Source organism: Ruegeria sp. BB9 (assembly GCF_056539345.1).
The window spans coordinates 43,550-63,571 of the sequence record NZ_JBQFUU010000004.1; the positions used below are offsets into that span (position 1 = coordinate 43,550).

A 20,022-nucleotide genomic window follows, 5' to 3' on the forward strand; every position below is an offset into this window, starting at 1 on the left:
CCCCTCGCGTTGTCGCGCGGGGGGCCTTTGGACCCCGCACGCGTTTGCCCCGCGTGACGGACAACGATGCGGTGCGGCCTGAGGCTGCATCACAGGGAGATACCAAAAATGAGTGCAGGGATCGGAGTTGATCTGGAAAACCTGTGGATCCGCTTCGGCGATTTTGTCGCTGTGCGAGATGCGAACGTGAACATCAACGGGGGCGATTTCTTTTCGTTCCTTGGGCCTTCGGGCTGCGGCAAGACCACGATCCTTCGAGCGGTCTCGGGGTTCCTCGAGCCCAGCGAAGGCAATGTCCTGATCGGCGGCAAGAACATGAAGGGCATCGGGCCGAACAAGCGTCCTACTGCTCTGATCTTTCAGAACCTCGCGCTGTTTCCGCTCATGAAGGTGTGGGAGAACATAACTTTTTCGATGGAGATCAAAGGGGCCAGCGCCGCCGAACGGCGCAAACGCGCGGACGAGCTGCTGGACATGATCGCCCTGCCGGATCAGGGCGACAAGCTGCCCAGCGAATTGTCGGGCGGTCAGCGCCAACGAGTGGCCATCGCGCGCGCTCTATGCGCCGAGCCAGACGTGCTGCTGCTGGACGAACCGCTGTCGGCGCTGGATCTCAAGCTGCGCCAGCACATGCGCACCGAGCTGCGCGAAATCCAAAAGCGTGTGGGCATCACATTCATCTACATCACCCATGACCAGGGCGAGGCCCTGACCATGTCGGACAACATCGCCGTGATGCGCGCTGGCGTGATCGACCAGATCGCCGATGGCAAGACCATCTACAACGACCCGACAACCGCTTTTGCCGCCTCGTTCGTGGGCGAAAACAACGTCTTCCGCGGCAAGGTCAAAAGAGTGATGGGCGAAGAGGCCCTGATCTCGACCAACCGGTCCGGCGATCTGGTGGCGCGGATATCGACCGCCAATCAGGGCAAGTTGGCCGAAGGTGACGACGCCATGATGTTCATCCGACCCGAGGCGTTCTCGATTGCACCCGAGGGGACGAGCGGCGATCATTTCGTCACGGCACGGGTGACCCACGAGGAATTCGAAGGCAACGTCTTCAACATCTTCACCGAAGGAGAGGGCGGCAAGGAGATTAAGGTCTCGATCCCGAACCACGGGCAGTCGTTCAAAGATCACACCGGGCAGAACATCACGTTGGAATACGAAACCCGCAACGCGGTCGTCGTTCCGGCGGGTGAGCTGGCTGCGGAATAAGGAGGCCCGACGATGCCTGGCTTCCTCAGGGACTTCTTCAACCGCAACGGTTTCGGCATGGGGCTCGCGATTCTGGGACTTGTCCTGTTCTGGACGATCGGCCTGATCATCCTGCCGCAGCTGTCGATGCTGGACTTTTCCTTCCGTCCCAACCTGCCGCCGCCGGAAATCGGCGGCCCCAAGGACGTGTACACGCTGGAGAACTACAAATACCTGATCTACGGCCCGGAAGGCGGTAGCCAGTCCTACAACGCCGTTGATCTGCGCGTGTTCTTCCGGACGTTGATCGCCGCGGTCTGCGTGACGATCTTCAACCTGATCATTTGCTATCCGATTGCCTATTACCTGGGCCAGTCCAAGGGCAATCACATCCGTATCTTCGCGATCATGCTGATCATCCCCTATTGGATCAACGAGATCCTGCGCGCCTTTGCGCTGCGCATCATCTTCGGAGAGACGGGTGTTTTGAACACGCTGTTCGTCGGATTGGGGATCTGGGACACGCCGTTTGATTTCATCCGCAACGACATCGCGCTCTATGCGGGCCTCGGCTACGCGTACATCCTGCTGATGATCTTCCCGATGTACAATGTCATCGAAAGCCTGGATGGAAACCAGATCGAAGCGGCGCGCGACTTGGGCGCTCCGTGGTGGCGGATCCACTGGAGGGTGGTCATCCCCTATGCCAAGCCCGGCATCAGTTCCGGCTGTACGATGGTGTTCATGCTGTCGGCCGGTGCGCTGGCCGCACCGCAAATCCTAGGCGGGCCATCCAGTCTGTGGTTCACGCAACTGATCTATCAGCAGTTCAATGACAACAACGACTGGCCACAAGGCGCAGCCTACGCCATCGTTCTGCTGGTCACCTGTATCCTGTTCGTGCTGGCAATGATGCGCCTGTTCAAGGTGAACATGGGGGATATCGGGAAATGAACATGTCCTTCCTCCGTATCAGCATCTGGGTCTATCTGGCGATCTTCTTCGCCTACCTGCTGGGTCCGCTGGTGATCATGTCGATCACCGCCTTCAACTCATCTGGATTCCCGCGCATGAGCCCGTGGGAATGCCTGACCTTCCAGTGGTTCGGCGAGTTGTTTCAGGACCAACGCATCCTGAACGGCATCAAGAACTCGTTGATCATCGGCACGGGAACCGTGGTTCTGTCGGTGGCGATGGGCTTGGCTGGAGCGTTGATGCTGACCCAGATCTGGCCCAAGCTGCGCGCCACCTACTACACGATCATCATCGCACCGATCCTGATCCCGGGCGTTGTTCTGGGTATCTCGACGCTGGTCTTCTGGGACCGGATCAACCGGATGCTGGGGCTGGGTGCCGACAGCTTCTTGTCGAACGGTATTTTCCTGACCGTGATTGGCCAATCCACCTTCATCGCCAGCTATTGCATGTTGGTTCTGGTGGCTCGGTTGCAGCGATATGACCTGGCGCTGACCGAGGCGGCACTGGACCTTGGCGCAACGCATGCACAGGCGTTTCGCAAGATCCTGCTCCCGTTCATGCGCCCGGCGATTGCTTCGGCGGCGGTGCTGGCGTTTCTTGCCTCGTTCGAGAACTACAACACCACCACCTTCACGTTCGGCGAATATCCGACACTGACAATCGAATTGGCTCAGAAGGTGCGCTACGGCATTACACCTGCGATTTCGGCGCTGGCCTTTATCATCGTGGCGCTGACCGTTTTCTTCGCCCTGTTGAACGAAGCCAAGTTGAAGCGTCAGGAACTGGTCGCCGCCGCGCGCAAGGAAGCCACGGTCGAGGAGCTGGCGGGCAAGATCAAGTTGCCCAGCTTTTTCTCGGGGAACATGGCGGCCGTGCTGCTGGTCATGTTCGCCGTGGCAACGATCACTGTCGTCGGGACGGCCATGGCCTACAACCCGGCCCAGTGTATCGCGGACGTCAAGGAAGAAAAGCGTCTGGAAGCCGAGCAGCGCATTCAGGAATTGCGCAAGCAACGCGAGGAGCAGCGCAAGCAGCGCGAGGCCGAGCAAGGCGACGCTCAGCAATCCACGCCCAAACCGTCTAACAACAGCGGTTTTGGCAATGTGTTCGCTCCGAACACATTGGGTGGTCAGGACGACGAAAGCTCAGCCGAGCCTGACGATCAGCCTTCGGGCAACAGTGGGTTCGGCAACGTCTTCGATCCAAACAGTCTGAAGACCGACGAGTAGGAAGAAGCGCCTACCAGAGCACCACATCCGCCCGGTTCAGGTTCATTCCTGGCCGGGCGGATTGCGTTTCAGGATGGCGACTCCGCAGGCAGCGATGCTGTGGCCGTTCCAATCCACCGGTGTGGCGTTGTAGTTGATCAGGAAGTCATGGGTCGCGGTCTCGCGCCGCCGCAGGCCAGGCGGCATCGGGTGCAGGGTCAGCCCGACCTTCTGCGCGGCCATTTCAATGATCCGGTCCCACAGGTCCTCGTCCGGGAACCCGGCCAGATACCAAAGCTGGTCACTGCCCTTCAGCGCAGGGGTCCCGTCTTCGAAGGTCTGCAGGTCGGGCGCGTCACCGGTCAGCCGCTCGACCCAGTGCTGCGCCGCTCCGCCGCTCTGAACCGGGCGGGTGATTTCGGGCGGCAGGGATTCCACCAGCGCCACATCGCAGTCTAGCGCTTGCAGGCCGGGGCGGCCTTGGGCCGGGATCTGAAAATCAGCCGTGATTGCCCCGCTGCGCGGGCCCAGAACCGTCAATTTGGCGGCCGTCTGCAAGCGGTCGGCCAGCGCGTCGTCCAGCGTGGCCAGCCCGGGGGCGAGGATCAGATCATAGTCCGCGCTTGACAGGCCCGAGGCCGGTAAGACATCGATCGACAGCCCGGCGCGGCGCAGGGCGCGATAAGCGGAAAACACCAGCCGGAAATAGTTGAACCCCGCGCCTTGAGGCTGGGTCGCCCAGGCCCAGTCCGACGGATAGTCGAACAGGATGGCCACCCGCGCCTGCACCGGTTCGACCGGTCCCAGCGTGGCCAGATCCGCGGCCGTCTGCTGCGCCTCGGCCAGACCGGGCGCGGGGTGGTTGTTCGGCGTCAGCAAGCCCGCGTGCATCTGTTCCTGCGCAAAGGGCGCCTGCCGCCAGCGGAAATAGCTGACCACCTCGGCCCCGTGGGCCACGGCCTCAAGCGACCAAAGCCGCACCATGCCTGGCAAGGGGGCCGGGTTGTAGGGCGCCCAGTTCACCGGTCCGGGCTGTTGTTCCATCACCCACCAGCGGCCGCGTCCGACGGCGCGGTACAGATCGTGGTGAAAGGCCTGCATGTCCGGGTCGCCCTGTTGCAGAAAGGCTGCCTTGTGCGCCGCGTCGGCCTCTAGCCGGTCGGACAGGAACCCGATCGGGTAGCTGTCCCAGGTGGCGATATCCAGATCGGCGCCCACCTCGAAATGGTCGAAATCCAGAATCCGGCCCATGTAGTTGTGCAGCAGCGGCGCGTCGGTCAGGGGCCGCAGCACCTGAACCTGTGCCCGGTTGAAGGCCACCACCTGATCCGAGCTGAACCGGCGGAAGGCCAGCACATGCGCTGGGTTGGGTTCGGTCACAGTCAGGTTGGGCAGGTCGATCTGATCGAAATCGCCGTATTCCATCGACCAGAACACGTTGCCCCAGGCCGCGTTCAGCGCCTCGACCGAGCCATAGCGTTCGGCCAACCAGCGGCGGAAGGCCTGCCGCGCGGGCTCGCAATAGCTGACGGTGGTGTCGTGGCAACCATATTCATTGTCGATCTGCCAGGCGGCCACATGCGGGTTGCGGCCATAGCGTTCGCCCATGATCCGGGCGATGCGGACGCACTCATCGATATATCCGGGATGGCTGAAGCAATAGTGCCGGCGCGAGCCGAACTTGCGCGGCTGCCCGTTTTCGTCCACCGCCAGCATGTCCGGGTGCCGGTCCAGCATCCAGCGCGGCGGCGTGGCGGTGGGGGTTCCCAGCACCACTTTCAGCCCGGCCGCACCAAGGGTCTCGATGGCCTGATCCAGCCAGTCGAATGTCAGCCGGCCCGGTTCCGGCTCCATCCGGCTCCATCCGAATTCGCCGATCCGGACCCAGCGCAGACCGGCCTCGACCATGCGCGCGGCATCTTCGGCCCACATTTCTTGCGGCCAGTGTTCAGGGTAATAGCAAACGCCAAGTTCGGGGTTCATAGGATGACTCTGTATTCCGCCTGACCTTGGCCCGCGTTTTCGGCGGCAAAGGTCATTCCGTTGGTGGGGTGCGACGCAATGGTGTCCGCATCCAGCCCTTCGCGGGCCGAGGTGCAGAACAGCGTCGTAAGTTCCGGCCCGCCGAATGCGGGGCACGAGGTATGGGCCGCCGCGAAAGGCACCGCGCGCAGGAAGGCTCCGCCGGCGTCATAGGCCGCAACCCGCGCCGCGCCCCATTGCGCGAGCCACAGATTGCCCATGGCATCGACGACCGCGCCATCGGGGTTCAAACCCTCGGCGCGCAGGTCCAAAAACACCGCGCTGTCGCCCTCGGGCCAGCCGGTTTCCGGGTCCAGACCCCAGCGCCGCACCTGCCCGGTGGCCGTGTCGCAGAAATAGGCGCAGGACCGGTCGGGCGCGAAACTGATCGCGTTCGAGATGGTCACATCCGGCACCAGCTGCCGCAGCTCACCCCGCCACAAGCGATAGATCGCCCCCGCGCCCCGTTCCGCGCGCTTGCCCATTGTGCCGATCCAGAACCCGCCCCACGGATCAGCCCGCCCGTCATTCGAGCGGGTCACCGGGTTGTCGGCCTCGAGCGCGACGATGCGGTCCTTGTGACCGGTCTCAAGCCCGAACCGCCACAGGCCGGTTTCCGACGCGATCAGCAGTGTGTCGCGGTCGATCCAGCCTGCAGCCGAGACGTGCTCGGCAAAATCCCAGCTCTGCGGGCCATCCGCGTCGCGGGTCATCAGGCGCTTGTTGACGATGTCGAACCAGAACAGCTGTTGCCGTTCGGGGTGCCACAGCGGGCCTTCGCCCAACGCGCACGGGCGGTCGTCAAAGACCTGGCTCATCGCGTGGCCTCGTCAAAGGCGGCGACGATCCGGCGTGCGTTGTCGGCGATCTGGTCCACGGACATTCCGGGTTTGAACAGCGCCGAGCCGATGCCGAACCCGTCGGCCCCGGCCTTGAGCCAGTCGCCGAAATTCTCGGGCCCCGCGCCGCCAACGGCATAGACCTGCGTGCCCTTGGGCAGGATCGGGCGCATGGCAGCCAGCCCCACCGGTCCGGCCATCACGCCGGGAAACAGTTTCAACCCGGTGGCCCCTGCGCGCAGGGCGGTGAAGGCCTCGGTCGGGGTATAGACTCCGGGCCAGCTTTGCAGGCCCAGACCCACCGTACGCGCGATAACGTCGGCATCGCAATTGGGCGACACGATCAGCTTGCCACCCACGGCAGCCACCTGTTCGACCTCATCCATGGTCAGGACGGTTCCGGCCCCGACCAGCGCGCGGTCGCCGATCGCGCGGGCCAGACGGCCGATGCTGTCCAGCGGGTCGGGCGAGTTCAGCGGCACCTCGATCCGGTCGATGCCGGAGTCCAGAATGGCCTGGCCGACGGCCTCGGCCTGCACCGGGTCAAGCCCGCGCAGAATGGCGATGATGGGGCGGCTCATGCGGTTTGCCTCGTGAGGGTGCGGGCCTGCAGCAGACCGGCCAGCGTGGCCTGGGTCGCGTCGGCGGTTTCGACGAACGCGCCCTGTTGCTGCAGCGCCGTGGCATAGATGTGCGACAGGGCTTCGGCGCCGATGATGGCCAGTTGCTGACCCAGCCAATAGGGGCGGGTGGCGGCCAGTTCGGCACCGATCAGAGCGCCCGACAGGCGGGCGCGGGCGGTGGCCGGATCCTGCCCGTGCAGCAGGTCGGCCGCGCGCAGCCCGAACAGCCGCCCGGCCAGTTGCTCGGGCTTTGACAGCGTGTCCGCGACGGCCGTGGCAAAGGCGTCGTCGTCCCAACCTTCGCCAACCGAGTGTTTCAGCACCGAGTGCTGGCCCAGCAGATCGAACAGTTCACCCGTCATGAAGGTGCGGAAGCTGACGACCTCGCCGGCGCTGACCTGCACCCATTTGGTGTGGGTGCCGGGCAGGCAGATCACGCCATCCCAATGCGGGCGCGTGGACAGGTAGCCGGCGATCTGGGTTTCCTCGCCGCGCATCACGTCGGCGGGATCGTCCTGTTTCAGGCCGGGCACCACGAAGGCGCGGATGCGCGGATCGGTGCCGGGCACGCGCACCGGAACGGTCGAGATCGGCTTGGCCGGCACCGCCACATAGGGCGCCTCGACCCAGCCTTGCCGGGCACCGACCATGCCGCAGGCGATCACGTCGACCGGCGCCGCGTCCAGCCAGCCCTGGACCAGCGTCAGCAGCGCGTCCTGGAACTGATCCCGGCCCAGCGTTGCCATGCCCCGGTCGCATTGGGCGTGGTCCAGCACCGTGTCGCCCTGCATCGCCCAGGCGCGCAGATGCGAGGTGCCCCAGTCTACTGCGATCCACTCGGTATTCATGTCCTCACCCCGTTGTGACCACGCCGCCATCGACGACCATGCATTGCCCGGTCATGGCGCGGCTGGCCGTCGATGCCAGAAACAGCGTCGGCGCGATCATGTCGTCCGGGCTCAGATGCTCCTTCAGGCATTGGCGTTCCATATGCGCGGCCAGATCTTCGGGCGTGGCCCACATGTCCAGTTGTTTCTGCGTCAGCACCCAGCCGGGCGCCAGCGCGTTGACGCGGATGTTCTTCGGCCCCAGCTCGCGCGCGAGCGAACGGGTCATGCCGGTGATTCCGGCGTTGGCCGTCGTATAGATCGGATAGCCTGCATTGCCCATCATGTAGCTGATCGAACTGAAGTTGATGATCGACCCGCCGGTTTCGGCCATCTGGCGCGCGGCCTGCTGGCAGGCAAAGTAATAGGCCTTGAGGTTGACCTCGATCATCCAGTCCCAGAACTCGGTCGTGGTTTCCTCGAGGCTGTGGCGCTTGTCATTGGCGGCATTGTTGACCAGTACGTTCAGCGGACCGTGGGCCTCGGCGGCCTTGGTCATGGTTTCGTGCAGCAGCGCAGTGTCGGTCATGTCGCCCTGCAGGAACAAAGGCGCGCGGCCGTGTTTGGCGCGCATCTCTTCGACGAACGCGCTGGCGTCCGACCGGCCGATAAAGGCGACATTGGCGCCCTGGGTCAGGAACCCGTCGGTCAGGGCCGCGCCCACGCCCGACCCGCCGCCGGTGATGAAGACGGATGCGCCGTTCAGGTCATGGAAGGTGGCTGGGTGGGTCATCAATGGCTCTCTCTGGTCACAAGGCGGGTGTCCTTGCCCACCAGGAAATCAAGGTCAGCGCCGCGGTCGGCCTGAAGGACATGGTCGATATACAGCTTGGCATAGCCGCGGGTGTAATGCGGGTCGTCGGGCCGCCAGGCCGCGCGGCGGGCAGCCAGCTCCTGTTCGTCGACCAGCAGTTCCAGCTCGCCCTTGCTGGCGGACACGCGGATGCGGTCGCCGGTTTTCACCAGCGCCAATGGGCCGCCCGCCTGCGCCTCGGGGCTGACATGCAGGATCACTGTGCCGAAGGCGGTGCCCGACATGCGTGCGTCGGAAATGCGGATCATGTCACGCACGCCCTGTTTCACCAGCTTGGCGGGGATCGGCATGTTGCCGACCTCGGGCATGCCCGGATAGCCCTTTGGCCCGCAGCCCTTGAGCACCAGGATGGTCTCGGGCGTCACCGGAAGGTCGTCGCGGTCGATATTGGCTTTCAGGTCCTCGATGCTGTCGAAGACATAGGCCTCACCTTCCGTTTCCAGCTGGCTGTCGGTGGCGGCCGAGGGTTTCACGATCGCCCCGTTCGGCGCCAGGTTGCCGCGCAGAACGCGCAGCCCGGCGGCCGGTTTCACCGGGTCGTCGAAGGAATGGATCACGTCGCGGTCAAAGCATTCCGCGCCCTCATAGTGGGCCGAGATGTCCTTGTTCAGAACGGTTCTGGCCGGGCGCAGATGCGATTTCAGCTCGGACAGGACCACCGGCATCCCGCCGGCATAGCAGAAATCCTCCATCAGGTACTTGCCCGAGGGCATGCAGTTGACCAGCAGCGGAATGTCCGAGCCGATCTCGAAATCCTGCAGGGTCAGGTCCACGCCCACCCGGCCGGCCAGCGCCAGCAGGTGCACCACGGCGTTGGTTGACCCACCCACTGCGGCATTGGCCAGGATGGCGTTCTCAAACGCCGCTTTGGTCAGGATGTCCGAGGGTTTGAGGTCCTCGTCCACCATCTCAACGATGCGCTTGCCGGTCATGTGCGCCAGCGCCATCCGGCGGGCATCGACGGCAGGCAGGGCGGCGTTGGTGGGCAGGCTCATGCCCATCGCCTCGACCAGCGATGCCATGGTCGAGGCCGTGCCCATAGTCATGCACACGCCCTTGGACCGGCTCATGCCGGATTCTGCGTTCATGAAATCCTGCAAGGTCATCTCGCCGGCGCGCACGGCTTCCGAGAACTTCCAGACATCGGTGCCCGAGCCGATATCCTGACCGCGATACTTGCCGTTCAGCATCGGCCCCGAGCTGACCACGATGGTGGGCAGATCGACCGAGGCCGCGCCCATCAGCTGGCCCGGCGTGGTCTTGTCGCAGCCACCCAGCAGCACCACACCGTCGATGCCATAGGCGCGGATCGATTCCTCGACATCCATGGCCAGCAGGTTGCGGAACAGCATGGCGGTGGGCTTCATCTGGGTTTCGCCCAGCGACATCACCGGGAATTCGACCGGAAAGCCTCCGGCCTCCCACACGCCGCGCTTGACGCCTTCGGCGAGGTCGCGCAGGCCCGAGTTGCACGGCGTCAGTTCCGACCATGTGTTGCAGATGCCGATGATCGGGCGTCCGTCGAACGCATGATCGGGAAAGCCCTGGTTCTTCATCCACGACCGATGGATGAACCCGTCCTTGTCGAGCTTGCCGTACCAGTGCTGTGAGCGGCGTTTCTTCATGTCTTTGTTTCTTTTTCGTATTGGGTCGTGGTTTTCTTGTGTGTTTGCCGGATGATCAGGCCGCGCGGGCCGGACGGCACCAATCCGGCAGCCAGTCGGCATGGGCGGTCAGCAGGTCACTTACCAGGCTGCGGATCTGGCGCAGGTCCAGTTCGGCAGCGGTGTGCGGGTCCATCATGGCGGCGTGGTAGATGTGTTCGGGGTTTTCCTCGACCAGGGCGCGCACGGTCAGTTCCTGCACGTTGATCTGGCTGCGCATCAGGGCGACCAGCTGCGGCGGGATGCCGGTCACGACCGAGGGCTGCACGCCGTTGCTGTCGACCAGGCAGGGCGTTTCGACCGCCGCGCCCAGCGGCAGCTGCGGGATCTGCCCGGTATTGGGCAGGTTGCCATAGGCGACATAGGGCGTGTCGGTGACGATTGCGTTCATAAGGTCGGCGGCGAATTCGTGGCTGCGGATCACTTCGATGTCGCGCCCGTCGGTCAAGGTCTTGGCCTGTTCCTTCCAGTTCGCGACCTGTTCCTCGCAGCGGGTGGGGTATTCGTCCAGCGGGATCTGGAACTGGTCGATCAAGTCCTGACGCCCGTCCTTGATGAACCACGGGACATACTCGGCCAGGTGTTCCGAGCTTTCGGTGCAGAAATAGCCCAGGTGATCCATCACCTCGTACCGCACCTTGTTCGGACAGCGCGGCATCAGCAGCGGCGCCTTGGGCAACTGGCCCGCGTGATAGCCAAGGCGCAGCGCCGGATACAGGTCGCGGCCCTGATGTTCCAGCCGCAGGAAAAACGCCACATGGTTCACGCCCGCAACGCGATAGCGGATTTCATCCTTGGGCAGGTCCAGGTCATGGGCCAGTTCCTCGACCGTGTTCTGGACCGAGTGGCACAGACCCACATGTTTCAGTGCCGGGAACCGTTCGGCCAGCGCCCAGGTGTTGATGGCCATCGGGTTGACGTATTGCAGCAGCGTGGCATCCGGGCACAGCTGCGCCATGTCGCGGGCCACATCCCACAGGACGGGCACGGTGCGCAGGCCGCGCATGATGCCGCCCACGCCCAGCGTGTCGGCGATGGTCTGGCGCAAGCCATATTGCTTGGGGATCTCGAAATCGGTGACGGTGCAGGGTTTGTAGCCGCCGATCTGGAAGGCGGTGATGACGAAATCGGCCCCGTCCAGCGCCGCGCGGCGGTCGGTATGGGTGGACACGGTCGCGCCGGTCCCGACCGAGCGGATCATCGCGCGCGCGACGGTTTCGCTTTCGGCCAGACGCTCGGGGTCGATGTCCATCAGGGCAAAATGGCTGTCGGCCAGCGACGGGGTCAGCAGGGCATCGCCCACGATGTTTTGCATGAAAATCGTGGAACCTGCACCGATGAAGGTGATCTTGGTCATGACTGTAAACCTTGACTAGGCGTTATTTTACGGCACCGAGGGTCAGACCCGCGATGAAGTGTTTCTGCATCAGAAAGAACATGGCCACCGGCGGCAGGGCCGCGACGATCGAGCCGGCACTCATCAAGTGATACGCTGCGCGGAACTGCGCGTTGAAGCTGGTGATCCCGGCGGTGACGGGTTGGCTCTCGGCCCCCTGGGTCAGCACGACGGCCCAGAAATAGTCGTTCCAGATGAAGGTGAAGATCAGCACGCTGAGCGCGGCGATCGCGGGCTTCATCAGCGGCAGGACGACGTACCAGAAGATGCGCCATTCGCTGATGCCCTCGACCCGGGCGGCCTCGATCAACTCAAAGGGCAGGGCGCGGATGAAGTTGCGCATGAACAGCGTGCAGAACCCCGTCTGGAACGCGATGTGGAACAGCACCAGGCCGGTTTTCGTGTTGTAGAGCCCCAAGTCCAGCGTCAGATCGCGCACCGGCACCATCAGGATCTGGAAGGGCACGAAGTTGCCCGCCACGAACATGAAGAAGATCCACAGGTTCGACTTGAACTTGTATATCCCCAGCGCAAATCCGGTCATGCAGCTGAGCGCCACCGCGCCGATTACCGTGGGCACCGTGATCAGGAACGAGTTCAGCAGATAGCGCGGCATGTCCGAGTTGAAGAACACCTGACCATAGTTCCTGGCGCCTTCAAAGCTGGAGGGCAGACCCCAGTAGTTGGCGTTGGTGAAATCCGCCTCGGGCTTGATGGAAAACAGGGCCACCGCCAGCAGCGGGCCGAGCCACAGCAGAAGGGCGACCGGCAGCATCGCCTGATAGGAAATCTGCGCCGCGCGGGGTTGTTTTTCGATCGGTTTGGGAAACATCTCAGTGCCCCTTTTCTTCGCGGTACATCGACCACAGGAAGTAGGCGATGAAGCACAGCATGATCAGGAACAGGATCACGGCGATGGCCGCGCCATAGCCCATGCGGAACCCGTATTCCGACAGGGCGACCTCGAACATGTAATAGGCTAGCACGCGGCTTGATCCGAACGGCCCGCCCTGCGTCATGATCGAGATCAGGTCGAACGAGCGCAGCGCGCCGATGATGGTCACCACGAAGGCGATGAAGGTTGCCGGGCGCAGTTGCGGCAGGATGATGTGCCACAGCATCCGTCCGCCCTTGGCGCCGTCCAGCCGGCCGGCCTCGATCTGTTCGGGGTCCACGGCGTTCAGGCCGGTCAGATACAGGATCATGCAATAGGCGGTCTGCGGCCAGAGGCCCGCGAAAATGATGCCGTAGGTTACGAACCGTTCGTCACCCAGGACGTTCACAGGGCCCAGCCCGACCAAGCCCAAAAGCTCGTTCAGCAGCCCGAATGTGGGGTCGTAGAACCAGGTGAAGACCAGCCCGACAACGACCTGGCTGATGACGAAGGGAAAGAAGAACAAGGATTTGTACAACCGGATTCCCCAGACAGTCTGGTTGAGGAACAGTGCGATGAACAGGCCTGCCGGGATCGCCAGCAGGTACATGATCAGCCAGATCAGATTGTTCTTCAGCGAGACATAGAAGGCGTCACGGTCGACCAATTCCCAATACAGGTCCTCATAGTTGCGCATACCGACATATTCGGCCGCGCCCAGCCCGTCCCATTCGTAAAGTGACAGGTTGAAGGACTGGAATACGGGGATGATCACGTAGACCATGAAGAACAGCACGCCCGGAGCCAGAAACAGCCAGGGTGCGATACGTTGCTGATTTCTGTGGAACCAGCTTTCGTGTTCGGTGACGTCGACAGCGGTCATGGTCAATCCCGGTTTGGAATGGGCAGGACGGGATCGTGCCCGTCCTGCGTTTGGCTACGGCGTGGCCGGGGTTGCCCCGGCCACCACCCGATCAGTTGTCGTAGATGCGTTGACGTGCGCGTTCCAGCTTGGCCAGGATGCTGTCCAGGTTGTCCGGCTTGACCATGAATTCCTGGAAGCCTTCCATCGACACTTTGGCCATTTCCGCCGGCGCGTCGCGGTCCCAGAACTGGGCGACGCCGCCAGGGCTGTTGGTCGACAGCATCTTGAAGCCTTCCTGCAGGAACTTGTCGTCATCCACCGAGGATTTGGCGTTGACGGGCAGTTGTCCGAGGTTCTTGCCGTTGTTGATTTCGGTCTGCTCGTCAGCCGAAACAACAAAACGCAGGAACTCGCGCGCGGCTTCTTTGTTCGACGCGTTCGCCGGGATGTGGAACGTGTCGGTTGGCGCATCCTCGGCCAGCTCGACATCGGGGTTGATCGCGACGAACTGGTAGAAGTCCAGCTGGTCGTCGGTCAGACCGGCCTCGCGCAGCGGCGCCACCGCGAAGTTGCCCATCAGATAAGCTGCTGCATCACCCTGAACCATGAAGGGCAGGGCCTCTTGCCAGCTGTAGGTCTGGTGGTTGTCGATGAAAGCGCCCATGTCGATCAGCTGCTTCCAGTTGGCGAAGGTCTGCTTGACCCGGTCGTCTTCCCAGCTGACTTCGCCATTGGCCAGTTGCTGGTGGAAGTCGAAGCCGTTGGTGCGCATGTTCAGGTAGTCGAACCAGCCGCCAGCCGTCCACAGGAACTTGGTGCCGATGGTATAGCAGGCGCGACCCGAGTCGACGATCTTCTGGCAGTTGGCCAGCTCTTCTTCCCAGGTGGTCGGCTCGGACAGGCCCAGCTCGTCAAAGATATCTTTGCGGTAGTAGACGCCCCACTGATAGTAGGTGTAGGGCACGCCCCACTGCTTGCCGTCGATGGTCATCGCGCCCTTGGTCGAGGCCAGGTTTTCGGCGATTTCCGGCTCGGCCCACAGGTCCGATACATCTTCGAACAGTCCGGCCTCGACATAAGGCTTCATGCGGTTGGCCGCGTACCAGGTCGCAACGTCGGGCGTATCCGCCGTCAGGAAGTTGCGGATCTGGGTCTTGTACGCCTCGCGGTCGATGACCGTGGTCTCGATTTCCAGACCCGGGTGCTGAGCCGCGAACCGCTCGATCATCGCTTCCATCGTCGCGCGCGGCGCCGGATTCGATGTGTCGAGGAAGATTCGCAGCTCGCCGGTCAGTTCTGCCGAAACGGGCGCTGCAAGTGCCACACTGGCCGCCAGAGCCGCCGCAGTGCGCTTGAACATGGAATGCATGGTTTCCTCCCTTAGCTTCCATTCAGTGGTTCCAAATAGTGAAACCAAGTTTTATATATTGAAAACTACACATCGAATCGGCTAGGCTTGTCAATACCCTCGCGGCCCGTCCGCAAGGGGAAGTGGAGGAGAAATCAGACCCGTGGCAGGTGACGGAACCATCGGCAAAGCATGTGACGTGCTGGAACAGGTCGCGGCGTTCGGCCGGCCTGTGCGGTTTGCCGAATTGCTGGAAAGCAGCAGCTTTCCCAAGGCGTCCCTGTACCGGTTTCTGCAGTCGCTGACCAATCAGGGCATGTTGTCTTACGACCCAGACCGGCAGACCTATTCGCCGGGGCTGCGGCTGGTGCGGCTGGCGCATTCGGCGTGGACGCAAAGCTCGCTCGCGCCGATCGCGCGGCCGATCCTGGATGGGCTGAGCCTGGAAACCGGCGAGACGGTGCACCTTGCGCAGCTTGATTCCAGTCAGGTTCTGTATGTGGACAAGCGCAATGCCAAAAACCCGGTCGAGATGTATTCCGAGGCCGGAAAAGTTGGCCCGGCTTATTGCACCGGTGTGGGAAAGGCGATGCTCGCCTTTCTGGATGATGACCGGCTGGACAAGGCGATCTCGCAGCAAAGCTTTCACCGCTTTACCGACAAGACGCTGACCTCGGAGGAGGTGCTGCGGGCGGATTTGGCCCGGATCCGCGAACGGGGGTTCGCCATGGATGATGAAGAGCACGAGCCCGGCATCATCTGCGTGGCCTGCCCGATCCTGACATCGGGCGGGCGGGTGCTGGGGGCGATCTCGATTACCGGATCGACCCAGCGCATGGATTTCGACCAGTTGAAGAAATGGGTCCCTCGGGTTCGGCGATCGGCCGACCAGATCGGGGCCGAAGCCGAAGCATGGCGGTTCCCCGAGGGCCGCAAGGACAGGATGCAAGCATCATGACAGGCGTTACCCTGAAGGGCGCAATCAAGCGTTATGGCCAGACCCAGGTCATTCACGGCATTGATCTGGAAATCGAGGACGGCGAGTTCTGCGTTTTCGTCGGGCCGTCGGGCTGTGGCAAATCCACCCTGTTGCGGATGATCGCCGGGCTGGAGGAAACCACCGAGGGCGAAATCCGTATCGGTCAGCGCGATGTGACCCACATGGACCCGGCCAAGCGCGGTGTCGCGATGGTGTTCCAGACCTATGCCTTGTATCCGCACATGTCCGTGGCCGAGAACATGGGCTTTGGTCTGCGCATGAACGGTGTGCCCAAGGCCGAGATCGACAAGAAGGTGGCCGAAGCGTCGGAAATCCTGAAACTGGACCCGTATCTCAAGCGCAAGCCCAAGGCTTTGTCGGGGGGTCAGCGTCAGCGGGTCGCCATCGGCCGGGCCATCGTGCGCGGCCCCGAGGTCTTTCTGTTTGACGAGCCGCTGTCGAACCTTGATGCCGAGTTGCGCGTGGAAATGCGGGTTGAGATCGCCCGTCTGCACCAGGAGATCGGCGCGACGATGATCTACGTCACCCACGACCAGGTCGAGGCGATGACCATGGCCGACAAGATCGTCGTGCTGCGCGATGGCCGGATCGAGCAGGTCGGCGCTCCGATGGATCTGTATCGCGACCCCGACAACCGGTTCGTGGCGGGGTTCATCGGCTCGCCCGCAATGAACTTTTTGGAATGCGATGTCGTCGATGGAACGGTGCGCCACCCCGCTCTGACGGACTCGATCCCCGTCACCAATGGCGTGCCGACCGATGCCAGGAAGGTGATCCTGGGGATCCGTCCGGAACATATTGCCGTGGATCGATCCGGCGACACCTGTACTGTCGATCTGACCGAGGCGCTTGGCGGCGTCTCCTACAGTTATTTGCTGACGCCCAACGGCGACAAGCTGATCGTCGAAGAGCGGGACGACCAGCGCAGCAAAACGGGAGAACGGATCGGAATCTCGGTCCGGCCTGAACGGGCCATGCTGTTCGACCCGGAAAGCGGGATGCGGTTGCGCTGAACCGCTGTTCAGTTGGAAAGTGTCAACGCGCCGGGCAATCTGCCTGGCGCGTTTTTCTTTTGTCAGACGAATCGGATGGATTTTGGATACAAAAACCGATACTGCGGGACTGAGACAGTAAATCTGACCGCCCGGCGAAGGACGCGGGCAACTTGGAAAGGATCGGCCACATGTCACCCGACGTCTTTACCGGCACCATGCCGGCGCTCATGACCCCTTGTACGCCCGACCGTCAGCCCGACTTTGACGCCTTGGTGCGAAAGGGTCGGCAGATGATCGAGGCGGGTATGTCCGCGGTCGTCTACTGCGGGTCGATGGGCGACTGGCCGCTGCTGACCGACGAACAGCGGATGGAAGGGGTCGAGCGGTTGATCGGCGCGGGCCTGCCCGTGGTGGTGGGCACCGGGGCGGTCAACACGCAATCCGCCGTGGCGCATGCAGCGCATGCGCAAAAGGTGGGTGCAGCTGGGCTGATGGTTATCCCGCGGGTCCTGTCGCGCGGCAGTTCGGTCACGGCGCAGCGCAACCATTTCAAGGCCATCCTGTCGGCGGCACCGGATATTCCGGCGGTCATCTACAACAGTCCGTATTATGGATTCGCCACACGCGCCGACCTTTTCTTTGCGCTGCGGGCCGAGCACTCCAATCTGGTGGGCTTCAAGGAATTCGGTGGCAAGGACGATCTGCGATACGCGGCTGAGAGCATTACCAGCCGCGATGATCAGGTGACGCTGATGGTGGGGGTCGATACGGCGGTTTATCATGGCATCGTCAATTGCGACGCAACCGGCGCAATCACCGGCATCGGCAACGTACTGCCCAAAGAGGTTCTGCTGCTTACCGCTTTGTCGAAAAAAGCGGCTTCTGGCAGCGCCGAGGCTCGCCAGCGCGCGCAGGAGTTGACAGAGGCCATCCACGTGCTGTCCAGTTTCGATGAAGGCCCCGATCTGGTTCTGTACTACAAGCACCTTCTGGTGCTGAACGGCGAGGAAGAGTACCGCTTGCACTTCAATGAAACCGACGCGCTGACGGATGCGCAGCGCCACTATTGCGAACAGCAGTACGGCTTGTTCCGCGCCTGGTTTGCAGACTGGTCAAGGCAAGGCGGGGTGATTGCCACGTGCATGTGATCGACAGCCATACCGGCGGAGAGCCCACGCGCGTGATTCTGGACGGCGCGCCCGATCTGGGCAGCGGTCCTCTGTCCGAGCGCGCAGGGCTTTTGGCGACCCAGCACCGCCCGTTCTGGCGCTCGGTCATGCTGGAGCCGCGCGGTCAGCCAGCGATGGTGGGGGCGCTGCTGGTGCCTCCGGTCGATCCGTCCTGCGTGACCGGGGTGATCTATTTCGACGTGGATGCGGTGCTTGGCATGTGCGGGCATGGCACGATCGGGTTGACCGTGACGCTGGCCCATCTGGGGCGGATCGGTGTTGGCATCCACCGGATCGAAACACCCGCAGGAGTGGTCACGGTGGAGCTGCAAGATCCAAACACAGTGACAGTAACCAACATCGAAAGCCGGCGGGTGCATCAGGCCGTTACGATCGAGGTTCCGGATTTCGGGCCGGTGACAGGTGATGTGGCCTATGGCGGCAATTGGTTCTTTATCGTCGATCCCAGCCCGGTGCCGGTAGAACCCGCGAACATCCGGCAACTGACCGATCTGGGCGTCGCCATTCGACAGGCCTCGGTCGCGCAGGGCGTGGGCGGCGAAGCGGGCGAGCCGATCGATCATGTGATCTTTCAAGAGGCCGTGCCGGACCCTGACGTGCACAGCCGAAACTTCGTTCTGTGCCCCGATGACGCCTATGACCGCTCGCCCTGCGGCACGGGCAGTTCGGCGCGGTTGGCGTGTCTGGCGGCCGACGGGCGCTTGGCGCCGGGTGAAGAAATCGTGCAGGCCAGCGTCATCGGCAGCCCCTATCGGCTGTCCTATCAGCCAGGTCCGAACGGCGGGGTGATCCCCTCGATCACCGGTCAGGCTTTCGTGATGGCCGAAAGCCGCTTGATTTTTGATCCCGCCGATCCATTCCGTTCGGGTATAGAGATCACATGAAGAAAGACGTCATCGTCATAGGTGCCGGCGTCGTTGGTATCAGCGCGGCACTGGAATTGCAGCGTCGCGGTTACACGGTTCAGGTACTGGACCGCGAAGGCGTGGCCGCGGGCAGTTCAGCGGGAAATGCCGGGGCGTTCGCCTTCCCCGAGGTCGAACCTCTGGCCACGCCGGGGATCATGAAGAAGGCCCCCAAATGGCTACTCGATCCGTTGGGGCCGCTGTCGATCCCGCCCGCCTATGCCCGGCAGATCGCGCCGTGGATGTGGCGGTTCTGGCGGGCCAGCCGCCCCAGCCGGTATCAGGCGCTGGTCGCCGCGCAGGCCAGCCTCATGTGCCTGTGCCAGGCCGCGACCGAACGGCAGATCGCCAATACGGATGGCGAGGCGATGATGCAGCGCGACGGGCAGTTGCAGTTGTACGAAAGCGCGGCCGAGTTCCGCGCCGCCTTGCCCACGTGGGAATTGCGTCGCCAGCATGGCATCGCCTTCGATCTGCTGGAAAGCCCCGAAGCGATCGCCGAGATTCAGCCCGGGCTCAGCCCGCGTTTTACCCATGCCGGGTTCACGCCGCATTGGTGGAATACCGTTGACCCCAAACGCTGGGTCGAGCATCTGGCGCAGGTGTTTCGCGACCGCGGCGGGGTGATCGAAACGCGCCCCGTACGCGCGCTGGAGCTGTCGGACACGGGCGTCTGGGTGCGCTTCGACCAAGGTGCGGCTGATGCCAGCAAGGTCGTGGTGGCCGCCGGGGCGTGGTCGCACCACCTGACCCGCACGGTGGGCGATCTGATCCCGCTCGAGACCGAGCGGGGCTACAACACGACCCTGCCGCCGGGTGCGTTCGACCTGCGGCTGCACCTGGCGTTCTCGCGGCATGCTTTCGTGGCCAGCAAGATCAACGGTGGTGTCCGCATCGGTGGTGCGGTCGAACTGGGCGGGCTTGACCTGCCGCCCAATTTCAAACGCGCCGATACCTTGCTGAACAAGGCGCGCCAGTTCCTGCCGGGGTTGAAGACCGAAGGCGGGACGCAGTGGATGGGTTTCCGCCCCTCGCTGCCCGACAGCATTCCGGTGATCGGACGGTCTTCGAAATCGCCGAACTTGGTCTATGCTTTCGGGCACGGCCATCTGGGCCTGACCCAGTCGGCCGGGACCGCCGAGCTGGTGGGGGCGCTGATCGACGGCACCGATCCGGCCATCCCGGTCGATCCCTTCGCCGCCACCCGGTTCTGA

At 63.1% G+C, this 20,022-nt stretch carries 18 protein-coding genes; 8 read left to right on the forward strand and 10 right to left on the reverse strand.

Translation table 11 applies throughout. From position 1 onward, the window contains the following. The first annotated feature begins 108 nt into the window (after nt 1-108). The 3 genes from ACR0FC_RS14085 to ACR0FC_RS14095 are packed head-to-tail and all read left to right on the forward strand — an operon-like array spanning nt 109 to nt 3,407. Nucleotides 109-1,221, forward strand: coding sequence for an ABC transporter ATP-binding protein (locus ACR0FC_RS14085; RefSeq protein ID WP_093963159.1), 1,113 nt, complete (start codon nt 109-111; stop codon nt 1,219-1,221). A 12-nt stretch (nt 1,222-1,233) separates the two neighbouring features. Beyond that, the gene (locus ACR0FC_RS14090; RefSeq protein WP_170341829.1) at nt 1,234-2,154 is read left to right on the forward strand and encodes an ABC transporter permease; all 921 of its coding nucleotides are present in this window, start codon (nt 1,234-1,236) and stop codon (nt 2,152-2,154) included. Then, nucleotides 2,151-3,407, forward strand: coding sequence for an ABC transporter permease (locus ACR0FC_RS14095; RefSeq protein ID WP_170341833.1), 1,257 nt, complete (start codon nt 2,151-2,153; stop codon nt 3,405-3,407). The genes ACR0FC_RS14090 and ACR0FC_RS14095 overlap by 4 nt, the downstream gene beginning before the upstream one ends. Before the next feature lie 42 nt (nt 3,408-3,449). On the opposite strand, the gene ACR0FC_RS14100 is transcribed toward ACR0FC_RS14095, so the two are convergent. The 10 genes from ACR0FC_RS14100 to ACR0FC_RS14145 all read right to left on the reverse strand — a co-directional run bounded on the left by ACR0FC_RS14100 (nt 3,450) and on the right by ACR0FC_RS14145 (nt 14,739). After that, a complete protein-coding gene (locus tag ACR0FC_RS14100; protein WP_170341835.1) occupies nt 3,450-5,369 on the reverse strand; it encodes a beta-galactosidase in 1,920 nt (639 codons plus the stop codon). Further along, a complete protein-coding gene (locus ACR0FC_RS14105; RefSeq protein WP_170341837.1) occupies nt 5,366-6,226 on the reverse strand; it encodes an SMP-30/gluconolactonase/LRE family protein in 861 nt (286 codons plus the stop codon). Before ACR0FC_RS14105 ends, ACR0FC_RS14100 begins: the two co-directional genes overlap by 4 nt. Beyond that, nucleotides 6,223-6,828, reverse strand: a complete 606-nt coding sequence (locus tag ACR0FC_RS14110; protein WP_170341839.1) for a 2-dehydro-3-deoxy-6-phosphogalactonate aldolase — start codon at nt 6,826-6,828, stop codon at nt 6,223-6,225. The genes ACR0FC_RS14105 and ACR0FC_RS14110 overlap by 4 nt, the downstream gene beginning before the upstream one ends. Continuing rightward, nucleotides 6,825-7,718, reverse strand: a complete 894-nt coding sequence (locus ACR0FC_RS14115) for a 2-dehydro-3-deoxygalactonokinase (protein ID WP_170341841.1) — start codon at nt 7,716-7,718, stop codon at nt 6,825-6,827. Before ACR0FC_RS14115 ends, ACR0FC_RS14110 begins: the two co-directional genes overlap by 4 nt. Before the next feature lie 4 nt (nt 7,719-7,722). Further along, complete coding sequence (locus ACR0FC_RS14120; protein WP_170341843.1) at nt 7,723-8,490, reverse strand: SDR family NAD(P)-dependent oxidoreductase; 768 nt, start codon at nt 8,488-8,490, stop codon at nt 7,723-7,725. Next, nucleotides 8,490-10,196: an IlvD/Edd family dehydratase gene (locus ACR0FC_RS14125; protein WP_170341845.1), complete on the reverse strand. Its 1,707-nt coding sequence runs from the start codon at nt 10,194-10,196 to the stop codon at nt 8,490-8,492. The genes ACR0FC_RS14120 and ACR0FC_RS14125 overlap by 1 nt, the downstream gene beginning before the upstream one ends. A 55-nt stretch (nt 10,197-10,251) precedes the next feature. Continuing rightward, complete coding sequence (gene melA, locus ACR0FC_RS14130; protein ID WP_170341846.1) at nt 10,252-11,592, reverse strand: alpha-glucosidase/alpha-galactosidase; 1,341 nt, start codon at nt 11,590-11,592, stop codon at nt 10,252-10,254. 22 nt (nt 11,593-11,614) lie between these two features. Then, entirely contained in the window at nt 11,615-12,463 is an 849-nt protein-coding gene (locus tag ACR0FC_RS14135) for a carbohydrate ABC transporter permease (RefSeq protein WP_093963150.1), read from the reverse strand. 1 nt (nt 12,464) lies between these two features. Continuing rightward, on the reverse strand, nt 12,465-13,388 hold the full coding sequence (locus tag ACR0FC_RS14140; protein ID WP_170341848.1) for a carbohydrate ABC transporter permease: 924 nt from the start codon (nt 13,386-13,388) through the stop codon (nt 12,465-12,467). Nucleotides 13,389-13,479: 91 nt separating this feature from the next. Next, the gene (locus ACR0FC_RS14145) at nt 13,480-14,739 is read right to left on the reverse strand and encodes an ABC transporter substrate-binding protein (protein WP_093963148.1); all 1,260 of its coding nucleotides are present in this window, start codon (nt 14,737-14,739) and stop codon (nt 13,480-13,482) included. A 142-nt stretch (nt 14,740-14,881) separates the two neighbouring features. Between ACR0FC_RS14145 and ACR0FC_RS14150 the strand changes: the two genes are divergently transcribed. The 5 genes from ACR0FC_RS14150 to ACR0FC_RS14170 all read left to right on the forward strand — a co-directional run bounded on the left by ACR0FC_RS14150 (nt 14,882) and on the right by ACR0FC_RS14170 (nt 20,022). Further along, nucleotides 14,882-15,676 carry an IclR family transcriptional regulator gene (locus ACR0FC_RS14150; RefSeq protein ID WP_170341851.1) on the forward strand — a complete coding sequence of 265 codons (795 nt, stop codon included), beginning with the start codon at nt 14,882-14,884 and terminating at the stop codon, nt 15,674-15,676. Beyond that, nucleotides 15,673-16,731 (forward strand): ABC transporter ATP-binding protein, encoded by a 1,059-nt coding sequence (locus ACR0FC_RS14155; protein WP_170341853.1) that lies wholly within the window; start codon nt 15,673-15,675, stop codon nt 16,729-16,731. The genes ACR0FC_RS14150 and ACR0FC_RS14155 overlap by 4 nt, the downstream gene beginning before the upstream one ends. Before the next feature lie 170 nt (nt 16,732-16,901). Next, nucleotides 16,902-17,861, forward strand: coding sequence for a dihydrodipicolinate synthase family protein (locus ACR0FC_RS14160; protein ID WP_170341855.1), 960 nt, complete (start codon nt 16,902-16,904; stop codon nt 17,859-17,861). Next, nucleotides 17,852-18,787 (forward strand): 4-hydroxyproline epimerase, encoded by a 936-nt coding sequence (locus tag ACR0FC_RS14165; RefSeq protein WP_170341857.1) that lies wholly within the window; start codon nt 17,852-17,854, stop codon nt 18,785-18,787. Before ACR0FC_RS14160 ends, ACR0FC_RS14165 begins: the two co-directional genes overlap by 10 nt. Beyond that, nucleotides 18,784-20,022, forward strand: coding sequence for an NAD(P)/FAD-dependent oxidoreductase (locus ACR0FC_RS14170; protein ID WP_170341859.1), 1,239 nt, complete (start codon nt 18,784-18,786; stop codon nt 20,020-20,022). The genes ACR0FC_RS14165 and ACR0FC_RS14170 overlap by 4 nt, the downstream gene beginning before the upstream one ends.

Excerpts from the sequence above, each read along its gene's own strand:
- ACR0FC_RS14115 (WP_170341841.1), bottom strand. The coding sequence starts at position 7,718 with ATGAATACCGAGTGGATCGCAGTAGACTGGGGCACCTCGCATCTGCGC.
- ACR0FC_RS14145 (WP_093963148.1), bottom strand. The coding sequence starts at position 14,739 with ATGCATTCCATGTTCAAGCGCACTGCGGCGGCTCTGGCGGCCAGTGTG.
- ACR0FC_RS14160 (WP_170341855.1), top strand. The coding sequence starts at position 16,902 with ATGTCACCCGACGTCTTTACCGGCACCATGCCGGCGCTCATGACCCCT.
- ACR0FC_RS14155 (WP_170341853.1), top strand. The coding sequence starts at position 15,673 with ATGACAGGCGTTACCCTGAAGGGCGCAATCAAGCGTTATGGCCAGACC.
- ACR0FC_RS14105 (WP_170341837.1), bottom strand. The coding sequence starts at position 6,226 with ATGAGCCAGGTCTTTGACGACCGCCCGTGCGCGTTGGGCGAAGGCCCG.
- melA (WP_170341846.1), bottom strand. The coding sequence starts at position 11,592 with ATGACCAAGATCACCTTCATCGGTGCAGGTTCCACGATTTTCATGCAA.
- ACR0FC_RS14110 (WP_170341839.1), bottom strand. The coding sequence starts at position 6,828 with ATGAGCCGCCCCATCATCGCCATTCTGCGCGGGCTTGACCCGGTGCAG.
- ACR0FC_RS14090 (WP_170341829.1), top strand. The coding sequence starts at position 1,234 with ATGCCTGGCTTCCTCAGGGACTTCTTCAACCGCAACGGTTTCGGCATG.
- ACR0FC_RS14095 (WP_170341833.1), top strand. The coding sequence starts at position 2,151 with ATGAACATGTCCTTCCTCCGTATCAGCATCTGGGTCTATCTGGCGATC.
- ACR0FC_RS14085 (WP_093963159.1), top strand. The coding sequence starts at position 109 with ATGAGTGCAGGGATCGGAGTTGATCTGGAAAACCTGTGGATCCGCTTC.
- ACR0FC_RS14170 (WP_170341859.1), top strand. The coding sequence starts at position 18,784 with ATGAAGAAAGACGTCATCGTCATAGGTGCCGGCGTCGTTGGTATCAGC.
- ACR0FC_RS14140 (WP_170341848.1), bottom strand. The coding sequence starts at position 13,388 with ATGACCGCTGTCGACGTCACCGAACACGAAAGCTGGTTCCACAGAAAT.
- ACR0FC_RS14100 (WP_170341835.1), bottom strand. The coding sequence starts at position 5,369 with ATGAACCCCGAACTTGGCGTTTGCTATTACCCTGAACACTGGCCGCAA.
- ACR0FC_RS14135 (WP_093963150.1), bottom strand. The coding sequence starts at position 12,463 with ATGTTTCCCAAACCGATCGAAAAACAACCCCGCGCGGCGCAGATTTCC.
- ACR0FC_RS14125 (WP_170341845.1), bottom strand. The coding sequence starts at position 10,196 with ATGAAGAAACGCCGCTCACAGCACTGGTACGGCAAGCTCGACAAGGAC.
- ACR0FC_RS14120 (WP_170341843.1), bottom strand. The coding sequence starts at position 8,490 with ATGACCCACCCAGCCACCTTCCATGACCTGAACGGCGCATCCGTCTTC.